13 protein-coding genes are annotated in these 12,552 nt (G+C 67.0%); 2 read left to right on the plus strand and 11 right to left on the minus strand.

Annotated features, from left to right (window positions below; genetic code table 11):
• Positions 1–11: 11 nt before the first annotated feature.
• From CAFEA_RS07335 to CAFEA_RS07375, 9 genes are read right to left on the minus strand one after another with little or no spacing between them, the layout of a single operon-like run.
• Positions 12–2,423 carry an excinuclease ABC subunit UvrA gene (locus CAFEA_RS07335; protein WP_063938772.1) on the minus strand — a complete coding sequence of 804 codons (2,412 nt, stop codon included), beginning with the start codon at positions 2,421–2,423 and terminating at the stop codon, positions 12–14.
• A gap of 18 nt (positions 2,424–2,441) precedes the next feature.
• Positions 2,442–3,866, minus strand: coding sequence for a pyruvate kinase (gene pyk / locus CAFEA_RS07340; RefSeq protein ID WP_034998608.1), 1,425 nt, complete (start codon positions 3,864–3,866; stop codon positions 2,442–2,444).
• Positions 3,859–4,809: a prolipoprotein diacylglyceryl transferase gene (gene lgt / locus CAFEA_RS07345; protein ID WP_063938849.1), complete on the minus strand. Its 951-nt coding sequence runs from the start codon at positions 4,807–4,809 to the stop codon at positions 3,859–3,861. Before lgt ends, pyk begins: the two co-directional genes overlap by 8 nt.
• Positions 4,810–4,835: 26 nt before the next feature.
• The gene (locus tag CAFEA_RS07350; RefSeq protein WP_063938773.1) at positions 4,836–5,654 is read right to left on the minus strand and encodes an indole-3-glycerol phosphate synthase TrpC; all 819 of its coding nucleotides are present in this window, start codon (positions 5,652–5,654) and stop codon (positions 4,836–4,838) included.
• A 44-nt stretch (positions 5,655–5,698) separates the two neighbouring features.
• Positions 5,699–6,400: a TIGR02234 family membrane protein gene (locus CAFEA_RS07355; RefSeq protein ID WP_063938774.1), complete on the minus strand. Its 702-nt coding sequence runs from the start codon at positions 6,398–6,400 to the stop codon at positions 5,699–5,701.
• Positions 6,401–6,403: 3 nt separating this feature from the next.
• Positions 6,404–7,216 carry an inositol monophosphatase family protein gene (locus CAFEA_RS07360; RefSeq protein WP_350308264.1) on the minus strand — a complete coding sequence of 271 codons (813 nt, stop codon included), beginning with the start codon at positions 7,214–7,216 and terminating at the stop codon, positions 6,404–6,406.
• 4 nt (positions 7,217–7,220) lie between these two features.
• On the minus strand, positions 7,221–7,850 hold the full coding sequence (locus CAFEA_RS07365) for a type 1 glutamine amidotransferase family protein (protein WP_253705025.1): 630 nt from the start codon (positions 7,848–7,850) through the stop codon (positions 7,221–7,223).
• Between the two features lie 27 nt (positions 7,851–7,877).
• A complete protein-coding gene (locus CAFEA_RS07370; protein WP_051106356.1) occupies positions 7,878–9,176 on the minus strand; it encodes an MFS transporter in 1,299 nt (432 codons plus the stop codon).
• 1 nt (position 9,177) lies between these two features.
• The gene (locus CAFEA_RS07375) at positions 9,178–9,357 is read right to left on the minus strand and encodes a hypothetical protein (RefSeq protein ID WP_051106355.1); all 180 of its coding nucleotides are present in this window, start codon (positions 9,355–9,357) and stop codon (positions 9,178–9,180) included.
• A 101-nt stretch (positions 9,358–9,458) separates the two neighbouring features.
• On the opposite strand from CAFEA_RS07375, the gene CAFEA_RS07380 reads away from it, so the two are divergent.
• A complete protein-coding gene (locus tag CAFEA_RS07380; protein WP_063938776.1) occupies positions 9,459–10,511 on the plus strand; it encodes a YbjN domain-containing protein in 1,053 nt (350 codons plus the stop codon).
• Here the strand turns inward: CAFEA_RS07380 and CAFEA_RS07385 are convergent.
• Both CAFEA_RS07385 and CAFEA_RS07390 read right to left on the minus strand, forming a co-directional pair.
• Positions 10,508–10,963 (minus strand): hypothetical protein, encoded by a 456-nt coding sequence (locus tag CAFEA_RS07385; protein WP_063938777.1) that lies wholly within the window; start codon positions 10,961–10,963, stop codon positions 10,508–10,510. The two genes, CAFEA_RS07380 and CAFEA_RS07385, sit on opposite strands and share 4 nt — an antisense overlap.
• Positions 10,964–11,016: 53 nt before the next feature.
• A complete protein-coding gene (locus CAFEA_RS07390; RefSeq protein WP_034998590.1) occupies positions 11,017–11,757 on the minus strand; it encodes a hypothetical protein in 741 nt (246 codons plus the stop codon).
• Positions 11,758–12,003: 246 nt separating this feature from the next.
• Between CAFEA_RS07390 and CAFEA_RS07395 the strand changes: the two genes are divergently transcribed.
• On the plus strand, positions 12,004–12,552 hold the full coding sequence (locus CAFEA_RS07395; RefSeq protein WP_063938778.1) for a TetR family transcriptional regulator: 549 nt from the start codon (positions 12,004–12,006) through the stop codon (positions 12,550–12,552).

Raw genomic sequence — 12,552 nt, forward strand, 5'->3', positions numbered from 1 at the left:
CACCCAGCGACCTACGCCGACCGCTCGGCGAGCACCTTCCCGGTCGCGGTATCGCGCTCGGCCAGCTGCGCCGGGGTGCCGGTGGCGACGATCTGCCCGCCGTCGGCGCCAGCGCCCGGGCCCATCTCGATCACGCGGTCGGCCTGAGCGATTACGGAGAGGTCGTGCTCGACCACGATCACGGTCTGTCCCGCGTCGACCAGGCTGTTGAGTTCTTGCACCAGCAGAGCAACGTCGGCGGGGTGCAAACCTGTGGTCGGCTCGTCCAACAAGTACACGGTGTGGCCCCGGCGCGAGTTGCGGGAGCGCTGCAGCTCCGTGGCCAGCTTGATGCGTTGCGCCTCGCCGCCGGAAAGTTCTGGCGCGCCTTGGCCGAGGCGCAGGTAGCCCAGCCCCACCGCCTGCAGGGTTTCCACGGCGCGAAGGATCTTCGGCTCGTTAGCGAACACGTCCGCGGCTTCGTCGACGGTGAGCTCCAGCACCTCCGCGATGGTCAGGCCCTCCCACGTCACCTCGAGGGTCTCGTCGTTGTAGCGCGCGCCGCCGCAGTCGGGGCAGGTGGTGTACGACCCAGGCAGGAACACCAGTTCCACCTCGATCTTGCCTGCACCGCCGCAGGTCGGGCACTGCCCTTGCTTCACGTTGTAGGAAAAACGCGACACGGTCCACTTGCGCCGCTTCGCTTCGTCGGTGCCGGCGAACAGTTTGCGCACACCGTCGAAAAGCCCGGTGTAGGTGGCCAGCGTCGAGCGCGGCGTGCGCCCGATGGGCTTCTGGGTGATCTGCACGACTCGGCTCACCGCGTCGAAGCCTTCTTGCTTATCGACGCCCCACTCGCCGTCCTGCCCCACCTCGTCCTCCTCATCGACGACGGTGGATGCCGCCTCGCGCAGCACCCCGGCGAGCACGGTGCTCACCAGCGTGGACTTGCCGGAGCCGGACACGCCGGCCACGGCGGTGAACTGGCCCATCCCAAACGACACGTTCAATCCATCGATGGAGCGGGCCGAGACACCGGCCAAAGACAGTTCCCCGGTGGCGGACCGTGGGTCGTCGTTAAGCGATGGCGCCCGGTTCGCCAGCGCTTTCGCGGTGGGCGCGTCGCCGGTGTACTCGCTGGTGGGACCGGCATACACCACCTCGCCGCCGCGCTCGCCGGCGAGCGGGCCGACGTCCACGAGATAGTCGGTCTGGGCGACCAGTTCCATGTCGTGCTCGACCAAGAGCACGGAGTTACCGGCGTCGATGAAGCGGCGGCAGATGTCCAGCACCGCGCCGCGCTCGGCGGGGTGCAAGCCGGCGGACGGCTCGTCCAGCACGTACGCCACGCCGAACAGGCCGGAGCGCAGCTGGGCGGATAGGCGGATGCGCTGCAGCTCACCGGCGGACAGCGTCGGTGCGGGGCGGTCCAGGTTTAAGTGCGCAAGGCCCAAATCAAGCGCGGACTGCAGGGCGGGCAGGATCTGCTTGAGCAGCAGGTCCTCGGCCGAGCCCTCGGACGGTTCCTGCGCTGCCAGCACCTCGTAGACCTTATCCAGCGGCAGGGCGCCGAGCTCGTCGATAGGCATCCCTGCGTAGGTGACCTTGAGTGCCTCCGGGTTGAGGCGGCGACCGTGGCAGGTCTCGCACACGCGCGACTCCATGTAGGACAGCACGCGTTTGCGCAGGGTATCGGACTGGGTCTCGGCGAGCGTGTTGGTCAAATACGACGCCACCGAGCGCCACGTGCCTTTGTAGTTGCGCTGGATCTGGTCTTCGCCGCGCAGGGGCTTGACGGTGACCACGGGGCGCTCCTCGGTGAACAGGATCCACTCGCGGTCTTCCTTGGGCAGCTCCTGCCAGGGCGAATCCAGGTCGTAGCCCAGGGTGGCCAGGATGTCGTGGAAGTTTTTGCCGGCCCACGCGCCCGGCCAAGCCTGAATGGCCCCGTCCTCGATGGACAGCGTCGGGTCCGGCACCATGGATTCCTCGGTGGGCTCGTGCACCACGCCGGTGCCCTGGCACGTCGGGCACATGCCCTCGGGCGTGTTCGGGGAAAACGAGTCGGAGTACAGCCCCTCCGGGTTGCCGCCGGCGCGCGAGTACAGCAGGCGGATGCTGTTGGACAGCGCGGAGACGGTGCCCACGGTCGAGCGCGCGCCGCCGCCGGAGGTGGACTGCTCCAGCGCCACCGTCGGTGGCAGCCCCTCCACCGAGCCGACCTGCGGGTCAACCGCGGAGCCGATCAGGCGGCGGGCGAACGGCGCGACCGATTTGAGGTAGCGGCGCTGGCCCTCGCCGTGGATGGTGCCGAACGCGAGCGAGGACTTGCCGGAGCCGGACACTCCGGTCACCGCAACGAGTGTGCCGCGCGGGATGTCCACATCCACGTTGCGAAGGTTGTGCAGGTGGGCGTCGCGAACTTCGATTCCGGTTTCTGGCATGCCCACCAGCCTAACTACTTAGGGGTTGCGCGTGTCCTCGCCGAGTTGGTGGACGTGAATGGTGTTCGTCGTGCCCGCAACACCCGGCGGGGTGCCCGCGACAACGACCATGGTGTCGCCCTCCTTGTACTGCTCCATTGCCAAAAGCTGGCGGTCCACCACCTTGATCATGTCGTCGGTGCTGTGGACCTGCTCGCACAGGAACGTCTCCGCGCCCCACGTCATGGCCAGCTGCGAGCGCACCTGCTGCACCGGCGTGAACACCAGAAGCGGCAGGTCCGGGTGCAGGCGCGCCACGCGGCGTGCGGTGTCGCCGGAGGTGGTGAACGTGACAATCGCGCGTGCGTTGAGGCGGTCGGCGATGTCGTTGGCCGAGTAGGACACCACGCCGCGCTTCGTGCGCGGGATGTGGTTCAGCGGCGGCACGCTGCCCATGGTCTCGGCGGAGCGGACGATGCGGCTCATGGTGCGCACCACGTTGTGCGGATCGACGCCCACAGACGTCTCGCCCGAGAGCATGACGCCGTCCGCGCCGTCAAGCACCGCGTTGGCCACATCAGACGCCTCGGCGCGCGTCGGGCGCGAGTTCTCAATCATGGAGTCGAGCATCTGCGTAGCGACGATCACCGGCTTGGCATTCTCGCGCGCAATCTGGATCACGCGCTTCTGCACTGCCGGGACCTGCTCGAGCGGGATCTCCACGCCTAGGTCGCCGCGGGCGACCATCACTGCGTCGAACGCGAGGATGATGGATTCCAGCGCGTCCACAGCCTCGGGCTTTTCAAGCTTGGCGACGACAGGCACACGCCGGCCGACCTCATCCATGATCTCGTGGACCTGCTCCACATCCGCCGGAGAACGCACGAACGACAGGGCGATAATGTCCACGCCGAGCTCGAGCGCGAAGCGCAGATCAGCCTTGTCCTTCTCGCTCAGCGCCGGCACGGAGATGTCCATGCCCGGAAGCGAGACACCCTTGTTGTTGGACACCGGGCCGCCCTCGGTGACGCGGCAGACCACGTCGTTGCCGTCAACCTCGGTGCAGACCAGGCCAACTTTGCCGTCGTCCACGAGCAGGCGGTCACCCGGCTTCGCGTCCTGGGCGAGCTGCTTGTAGGTGGTGGACACGCGGTCGTGCGTGCCTTCGACGTCGTCCACGGTGATGCGGACAGTCTCGCCGGTTTCCCAGTAGGTCTTGCCGTCGCCTTCGAAGCGGCCGAGGCGGATCTTCGGCCCCTGCAGGTCCGCCAGGATGCCCACGGCGTGGCCGGTTTCGTCGGTGGCCTCGCGGACCCAGCGGTAGTTCTGCTCGTGGTCCGGGTAGTCGCCGTGCGAGAAGTTCAAACGCGCCACGTCCATGCCGTCGCGCACGAGTCCCAAAATCGCATCCTTGCTGGCTACAGCCGGGCCGAGGGTGCAGACGATCTTTGTCCTTCTATCCACGTGTACCAACCTCACCTTCGTAGGTGTCATTCGTGTTCTTCAGCGCCCCACGGTACTCCCGATCCTGGGAGTCTGCCGTGGGCGCTCGGTTGTACTCCGGGTCCACCTCCTCCGGGGTCTCCCTGCCCTTTTGCAGCATGAAGAAGACCACCACGGCGACGATGAACAAGATGGCGGACACCCACGTGTTCACGCGCAGGCCGAGGATCAGGTTTGCCTCGTCGCGGCGCATGAACTCGATGAAGAAGCGGCCCAGCGTGTAGCCGGCCACGTACAGCCAGAAGACACGGCCGTGGCCGAGGCGGAATCGGCGGTCCGCCCAGATGAGCACGAAAAACACCGCCACGTTCCAGATCAGCTCGTAGAGGAACGTCGGGTGCACGCTCGCGATCACCTCGCCGGTGGAGCGGCCCGTCAGCGGGGCGTACTGGCCGGCTTCATTGACGCGGTAGTAGATGTCCAGCGCCCACGGCACATTCGTCTCCGCACCGTAGAGCTCCTGGTTGAAGTAGTTGCCTAACCGGCCGATGCCCTGGGCGAGGATCACCGACGGCGCGATCGCGTCTGCAAGCGGCGCAATGGGCAGCCCCTTGCGCCGCATCATCACCCACACCGCCAAAGCGCCGAGCGCGACCGCGCCGATGATGCCTAGGCCACCTGCGGTGATGTTGAAGGTCTGCCAGGGGTTTTTGCCCTCGCCGAAGTACTTCTGGTGGTCCGTGATCACGTGGTACAGGCGCCCGCCGATGATGCCGGCGGGGATGATCACAATCGCCGCGTCCCACACCGTCTCCGGGTTGCCGCCGCGCGCTTTGTAGCGGCGCAGCGAGATCGCCATCGCGACGATGATGCCGGTGATGATGCACAGCGCGTAGGCGCGGATGGGGATGGGACCGAGGTACCACACGCCCTGCGGCGGCGACGGGATGTTAGCCAAGTTCAGCGTTTGCACGCCAAACAGTGTGCCATTTAGCGTCGCGACGGGCACGCGGGGTGCTGGCCTGCGGTGGCCAGCGAGCGCGTCGCCGAGAGCGCATCGCCGGCGGCCATGACGGCCTCCGCCGCGAGCACGGCGTCCGCGCCGCAGGAGGCTGCGTTGATCAGATCGCGCGGGGTGGACACGCCGCCCAGACTAATTTTGATTACCTCGCTGGGAAGACCGGGCGCGATCTCGGCGAAGGCGTTGCGGTTCAAATTGTTGGTGTCGAAAGTCCAGGAGTTCACCGCCACAACGGTCACGCCCGCGCGCAGTGCGCGGTCCGCCTCCTCCGGGGTGCGCACCTCCGCCACGGCGGCCATGCCGAGGGACTCGGCGCGGTCCAGCAGCGCCTCGAAGCGGGCCTGGTCCAAGATGCCCACCTGCAGCGGGATGGCGTCGGCGCCGTAGCAGCGGGCCTCGTGAATCTGGTACGGGTCCACGATCACGTCGCGGCACACCATCGGCAGTTCCACCGCTGCCCTGGCCTGGGCCATGTCCGCCAGGGAGCCGTCGAAACGCAACCGCTCCGTCTGGCACGCGATGAGGTGGGCTCCGCCGGCCTCGATGTTTTGCGCCAGCGCCTCGATGCTCAAATGCCCGGCGCCGGTGGGTCCGAAGACCGGAGAGTTGCGCTTGATCTCCACGATCACGCTGCAGCCATGACGCAAAAGCGCCGCCCGGGCGTCCCGGGTCGGCGCCATATCGCGCGAGCGCGCTTTGATCTCTTTGAAGGAAACGGCGGCCTCACGCTTGGCAACGTCGCGAAGCACACCAGCGACGACGTCGTCGAGTGTGCTCGGTGCCGGCATGGCTACCTCCCAGTTGCAAGGGGCCTGGCCTGTCACGGATAAGGCTAGCGGGTGGACTTCGAGGATCGGAAATCCGGTCCGCCCCCGCCGCCGCGCGGATCGGTCGGATCAATATCTGCGCTGATCGCGTCCCACAGCACGCGGCCGGACTGGGGGTCCTCCTCCAAGTCCTCGCGCACCTTCTCCCGGCGCACCGTTTCCTTCTCGTACTTGTTCTGCCGCGGCGAATCCTCGCCCGGCCGCGCGACCAGCAGCGCCCCGCCGGCCAGGCCGAGCACCGCCGCCACCAGCGCCAACCCGGGGCCGAACGCTTGCGTCGTAGTAGAGGTGATATCCGCCCACTGCGCAATCGCCGGCGCGGAATTGCCCTGCTGCGCCTCGTCCGCACCCGCCGTGAGCAGAGCGTGCACACGCTCCGGATCCGCCCCGCCAACCAGCAAACGCACCGCCGGCACCGCCAAGCCCACGGACGCCACTGCGCAGATGGCGCCGATGACGCGGCGGCCGAGACGTCGTAAAGCAAATGCCGCGACCATCCCTGCGAGCAGCAGCACGGCAATAGCACCGGTCTCCGTGGACCAGTCCGCACCGTTGACACTTGCCTCGCCGCCGCCGGAGATGTCTTCGACGAATTCCGCGCGCACCCAATCCATCCGCGAGCTGATCCAGGTCAGCGCGCCCGCGACACCAAGTGCGACCGCCCCTTTGCGGGCGGCCTTCTTGTCTGGTTGTGCAGCTGTAGTCATGCGTTAAGCCTCCTCGCCCGCATCATTTTGGACCGTTTGTAGCGCCTCCATCACCGCGGCGTGGGCTTTGGCGGTGCCCACCACAGCCCCAACCTTGCTGGGCTTCCACGGCGTGCCGTCGCCGGCGGTGGCCACCGCTCCCGCGCTGCGCGCCAGCAGGATGCCCGCGGAGTTATCCCACACGTGCGGCGAGAAACTCACCGCGGCCTGGTAGATACCTTGAGCCGCAAACGCAAGGTCGATGCCCACCGAGCCGGAAATCCGCGGACGCAGGTGCGCCCGGGCCAGCTCGCCGGCCAGGTTCAAACGCTGGCTGGTCGGCATGCGTCTGCGGTCGCGGGAGTGCAGGGAGCCGACGCCCACGTGCGGCGCGGACGTGGCCGCGCTCACCGGCGGCAGCGCCGCGCCGTTGAGGTGCACCGGCTCGCCGTCGATGGCTGTCATGCGCATCTCCAGCAGCGGCGCATCCACCACCGCCACCACCGGCTGCCGCTCCACCAGCAGGGAGACCAAGATCGCGCAGTTGGGGTTGCCAGTGGAATAGTTCGACGTACCGTCGATGGGGTCCACCACCCAGCAGGCGTGCTCGTCCAGTTCGCCGCCCTGCTCCTCACCGAACACGCCGATGCCGGTCGCGCCGGTGAGCTTATCGCGCAAAAGTTCCTCCACCGCCAGGTCCGCGGCGGTAGCGAAGTCGCCAGAGCCTTTGTGCAGGGCGGGCGCGGCGCCGAGTTCGTTGACGAAGATCTCACGGGCAGCGTCAACCGCCGCCTCCGCGGCCTGCAGGTGGCCCATCAGCTCCGTCATACCCGTCATCGCGCTACCCCAGCTGGGCGATCCAGTTTCGTAGCACGCCGGCACCAGCCTCGCCGGAGGCCTCGGGGTGGAAACGCGTCGCCCACAGTGGGCCGTTTTCCACCGCGGCGAGCACCTCGCCCGCCCAGCTCAGCTTGGGGTAGGCAATGAACTCGTCCTCTTGCAGCTCAAAGTTGCGGGCGCCGGTGGCAGCGTTGAACTCGAATTCCTGCGCACCGTCAAGCATCAGCGAACCCTGCGCAGGCGCAACCTCCGCTCGTTCAACGGGGGCATCTAGCTTCTCGACGCCTCCCGGCCACTCCCCGAACCCAGCCGCGCCATCCGCGCCGCGCTCGAACAGCGCGTCCATGGCGGCGCCAACCACAAGCACCGGGCGCGAACCGGCGAGGCGCTGCCCCACAACGCGGTCCGCCTGGGCTTTGTGCAGAGCACGCAGCGCCTCGGCGGCATCAACGGAGGCGGCAATAACAAGACCATCCGCGGCGACGGCATTCGCCGGGTCAGAGGTGACCTCCGCACCGACGCCTTCAGCCCGCAACGCAGCGTGCAGCGCCGTCACCGCGGGATCCGCGCCCGCAAACGGGTCGAACACCGCAACAGCGGCAGTTTTCGGGCTGGAGGTTGTCTCGCTCATAGGTGCGTAGTGTAGCCCCCGCGCTGCCTACTGGCGCTTGCGCGGGTAGGGCCGCGGCACCTGCACCGACTTCAGGCGCGCGGACAGGTTGTTGACTTCCACCACGCGGTGGCGGCCCAGCTGGCGGTCCAGCAGCGTAATTGCCAGGCCGATGGTGATCACGGCAGACGCGATGCCGAACACCGGGGCAAACGCCATCTGCGCCACCAACATGCCGTAGAACGTGGAGCCCAAGCCGGTGCCGCCGTCGAAGCCGATGTTCCAGATCGCGGAGGCCTCCGAGGTCTTGTGGCGCGGCAGGCGGTAGAACAGCATCGTCAGCGCCTCGTTTTGCACTCCGCCGAAGCCGGCGCCGTAGAACAGCGCGGCGATGAGCATGGTCCACGCGGGCAGCTCCATGGACAGGATCATGGCCATCAGCGCCACACCGACAGCGGCGATGATCTGGCACGGGATGACGACGGAGCCCGGGTAGCCGCGGCGGTCCATAATGCGGCCGGCGACGTAGCGCGCGACCATCGCAGCAAAGTTGAGGACGGCAAGCATCACGCCCGCCAGCGCAGCGCCCGATACCGGGTCGAGCTCGCGCATGGACACCGGCAGGAAGTTCGTGATCGCGCCGTATGCGGTAGTGACAAACATCAAGGCGAGCGCCGGCACGAGCGCGAGGTGCCACATGGGCACGCGCACGCTTTGCTGCGTTTCAGCGTCCGGGTCCGCCGGTGGGATGGGCGGGATAGCCAGGCAGGCCACCAGCGAAACCGCGCCGATGGAGGCGGCGATCACGTACACCGCGTCGTAGCCGATTTTGTCCACCAACGCCAGGCCGGACGGCAGCGCCACCATCTGCGCCAGGCCCACGACCATGCCGAAGATGCCGGTGGCGCTGCCCAGCAGGCGCAGCGGGACAAGCTCGGCGATGATGGCGGCTTCCGCCACGGACAGCGCACCGAAGCCGATGCCGCGGATCGCACTGACGGTCAACAGCGGCACGGCGTCCATGCCGAGCATGTAGCCGAACGCGGGGATGCCCAGCAGCAGCGAGGAGATGGCCAGCACCCAGCCGAAGCCGAACGTCTTCAGCGCCTTTGGGGTGAAAATTTGGGTGATCACGGTGGCGAACATGAACACGCCGGTGGAAAGCCCTGCCAGGGAGGCTGGCTGGCCAGCGTCGATCACGGCCGTGGGGACCACAGGCAGCAGCAACGCCCACGCCGCGAAGGCCGAGGCCACCGCAACGAGGACCGGGATCAGGCCCCGGGCGCGCCACACGTTGGTCAGCGATTCAACTTCCCCACGGGTCAGCGGCTGTTTGGACCATGCCATCTCACATCACCTCCATAAGCGCGAGGGCTGCGAAGAGCAGGGCCATGACAGCTAAAAGCGCAAGCACCGCGGTAAATGCACGGGGTGCTCCGCGTTGATAGCTGGACCAGACTCCGCCGACGAGAAGCCCCGCCACAAGGCTGAGCACCACCACCAAAATCGGATTCCCGACAGCGGACACCGCAAAGACCTCCTTCGCAACCAAGTCGATTCGGCCGTCATTGTAGACGCTGCGTAGGAATCCATGGATGCTGCCTTCACAGTGGGCGCTATGCTCGCTGTATGGGAAAGCACGCTGCACCGGCGGGCCCTCAGCGCCCCGGCGAGGTCACGCTCGAGCGCGTCGCTGCACTGCTGGAGGGCCTCGGCTTCGAACCGCTGGTGCGCCCGGACCGCGTGGTCATCGGTGCACACGCTTTCACCGTGGCCCTGTGGGTGGATTACTCGCGCCCAATGGCGCTGGTCATTGACACTGCGGAGCGCATCCCCACCGACTTCGAGCATGCGATGGCGCTCGCCCGCTTTATCAATACCTGGAACCACGACCGAGTTGGCCCGTGGGCGAGCTACCGTCTGATGGAGTCCGGGGATCTGTGCGCGCGCATGCGCCGCGGCGTGCACATCAAGCATGGGCTTAGCGACGATCAACTGGCCGCCGAATTGTTAGACACGCTCGAGCACGCGGCCGCGTTTTACCGGCGGTTGCGCGAACGATTCTTGGACGCGGGCCTGGACCAGCCCCTGCCGCCGCAGCTGATGCGCGCCCAGGACACCGAACTGCTGCTGGGCCGGCATCCCTTGCTGCGCCACTTGCCGCGCGGCGGGCGGCAGGAGGTGTCCACCGCACCGGAGCTCTACCGCGAAGTGGAAGGACCCGCAGGTGAGATCGCGCCGGTGGGCGTGAGCGATCTCACCGACGCGTTGGAGCAGCTGGAATTCCGCTACGGGGTCGGCGAGGACGACGTGATCGCCACCGGTGTCAACGGCGTGCCGTTTGCGCTGACTATCGAAGGCGAACCGGGACCGCGCTACGCCCGGGTGACAGGCATGTGGGACACCGGCCGCGACGCCCTCGACGCGTTCTTGCCGCTGTGGCTGGTGTGCAACGACGTCAACGAGCGCACGTGCGCCACGGCCGCTTACCTGCACGAATTCGACGGCACCGCCCACATGCACGCCGAGTCCACCATGCTCGTGGCTGAGGGCGCCGCACCCGAGCAGGTCAGCGAATTTGTCATCTCTGCGATGGCGGCGTGCTTGGCGGCCATCGACCACGTCAGCCAGCAGACGGCTGGCCAGTCAGTGGTGGATTGGCCCGGCAGAGGCGCTAACTAGCGCTCTTGCCTGGTGTAGGCCAAAAGGTTGGCGGTCCAGTACACCAGCACCGCCGCGAACGGGCCCGCTGCCCAGGCGACACCTGGTCGCACGGGCGGCACCATGGTCAACGTGTCGCCGTCCGTAAGCGCCTCGGGCGCCGGCAGGGGGTGCATAAGTCCCACGAACCAGCCGCCGAAGATGTAGAGCGCCACGGCGGCTACCGCGCTGACGATTCCGGCCCAGATCAGCCAGGCCACGGAGCCACGGACTTTCTCGCGCTTCGCGGCAACCAGCGCCACCACCGCCACCACAACACCGGCCAGGGTGGTCAGCAGAGCGAACGAGCCGAAGCCTGCGAATTCGGCGTTGACGGGGCTTTCCGCCTGGTCCACGCGCAGCCCGCCGCCTTCAACCACGCCGATGTACGCGGGCCGCACGAGCGCCCACATCCCACCGCCGAGGATGCCCAAAACGCAACCGAGCGCCAGGAGCCCAGCTCCGGCGCTCAGTGTGGATCTACGGTTTAGTTGCACAGCTTCCAGCGGCCGTCTTCCTTCTGGAAGATCATGGTCGAGGTTTCCTCGCCGTGCTCGCTCTTCGCGGTCAGGCTCGCCGACGCGCGGTCGCCGTCGATACGCACGTCATCCAGGCTGACCTCCGTCTCCGGCAGCTCGATGCCCTGGCCCTGCTCCTCGGCGAGGCGGCTGGCCTCCTGGACCTGCTCCAGGCTCATGCCCTGGCGCTCAAGCTCCTCGAGCATCGGCTCGGTCACGGCCTTGCACGAGTTCTCCAGGATGGTCGGGGTCCAGTCCGCAAACGATCCCGGGTTGAGCACGGCGCGGGCGGTATCTTCCAACTCCCGGCGGTCGTCCTCGCTGCCTTCCTCACCGTTGGCCAACGGCTCATTGGTGTTTTCCGGCATGCCGTTTTCAAACGGGTTGACCAGTGTCGGCGGCTGCTCCTCGCCACCCTGTGCCTGGTTGGACTTCTGCTTGTCGTCCGACTTGTCTTCCTTCTTCTTTTCCTTCTCGGAAGTCTTCGAAGTCTTCTCGGACTTTGCAGACTTCTCGGTCTTTTCAGACTTCGCGGACTTCTCCGCAGAGGCTTCCGTGGAAGAGTTCGCGGCGGACGCCTCAGGCGCCTCGGCGGCGGTGGACAGACCGCCGGAGGTTCCTTCATCGTCGGACCCGCACGCGGTGAGCGGGAGTACGAGGGCGAGCGCCGCCGTCGTCACTGCCAAGCCCTTCTTCGTTTGCAACTTCACGGTATACCTGTACCTCTCGTTGTCGGACCCGCCCGGAAATTCGGTGCGGGCTGGCACCCGCGACTGTGTTTTTCTGTGTTTTTCGGCATCAGCACATGCAGTCGCGGTGAAGATCCATTCAGAAATAGTACCAACTACTCACTGTTGCACTCGTTGGACATCTATATAAGCATTCTGGAGAGTTTCTGTGAGGACGCGTAGAGCCTTTTCGGCCGCAGGTGACCGTTGTGCGTCTATGTTGGAGGAATGCAATTAACCCGTGAGCGCATCACCGAAGCGGCGTTGGCCATCCTCGCCGAGTACGGGCTCGCGGACGTGTCCATGCGCCGGGTAGCCACCTCACTTTCGGTCGCGCCCGGAGCGTTGTACTGGCACATCTCCAACAAGCAGGAACTCATCGCCACCATGGCGGAAGAGATTGTGCAGGTGCTTATCAACGGCCCCCTGCCGGACCCCGCATGTCTGAGCCGAAAGCTGCGCGAAGCGCTGCTTGCCACCCGCGACGGCGCGGAGGTCGTCGTCGCGGCGGTGAGCCAGCCCAGCTCGCAAGTGCAAAAGGAGTTGGAAACCCGGTTCGCGGCGTCGGTCAGGGCGTGGCTGGGCGAAGCGGCGTCGGAAAGCAATGTGCGCATCGCCGCCAGAGGTTTGCTGCGACTGACCTTGGGCGACGCGGCGGTGCAGCAATCCGCCGCGCAGCTGGCGCAGGCCACTGGCGCGCCTGCGGAGTCGGACGGCGCAGGCGAGCACGCCGCGGCGGTGACCTTCCTGCTCGACGGCCTAAAGCGAAGTGTCTGA

Origin of the sequence: Corynebacterium afermentans subsp. afermentans (assembly GCF_030408355.1) — a bacterium.
GTDB lineage: Bacteria > Actinomycetota > Actinomycetes > Mycobacteriales > Mycobacteriaceae > Corynebacterium > Corynebacterium afermentans.

What these genes read in the sequence shown, in the direction of transcription:
- CAFEA_RS07335 (WP_063938772.1), bottom strand. Translation starts at nt 2,423, where the DNA reads ATGCCAGAAACCGGAATCGAAGTTCGCGACGCCCACCTGCACAACCTT.
- CAFEA_RS07350 (WP_063938773.1), bottom strand. Translation starts at nt 5,654, where the DNA reads ATGCCGGCACCGAGCACACTCGACGACGTCGTCGCTGGTGTGCTTCGC.
- CAFEA_RS07355 (WP_063938774.1), bottom strand. Translation starts at nt 6,400, where the DNA reads ATGACTACAGCTGCACAACCAGACAAGAAGGCCGCCCGCAAAGGGGCG.
- CAFEA_RS07360 (WP_350308264.1), bottom strand. Translation starts at nt 7,216, where the DNA reads ATGACGGGTATGACGGAGCTGATGGGCCACCTGCAGGCCGCGGAGGCG.
- CAFEA_RS07365 (WP_253705025.1), bottom strand. Translation starts at nt 7,850, where the DNA reads ATGAGCGAGACAACCTCCAGCCCGAAAACTGCCGCTGTTGCGGTGTTC.
- CAFEA_RS07370 (WP_051106356.1), bottom strand. Translation starts at nt 9,176, where the DNA reads ATGGCATGGTCCAAACAGCCGCTGACCCGTGGGGAAGTTGAATCGCTG.
- CAFEA_RS07380 (WP_063938776.1), top strand. Translation starts at nt 9,459, where the DNA reads ATGGGAAAGCACGCTGCACCGGCGGGCCCTCAGCGCCCCGGCGAGGTC.
- CAFEA_RS07395 (WP_063938778.1), top strand. Translation starts at nt 12,004, where the DNA reads ATGCAATTAACCCGTGAGCGCATCACCGAAGCGGCGTTGGCCATCCTC.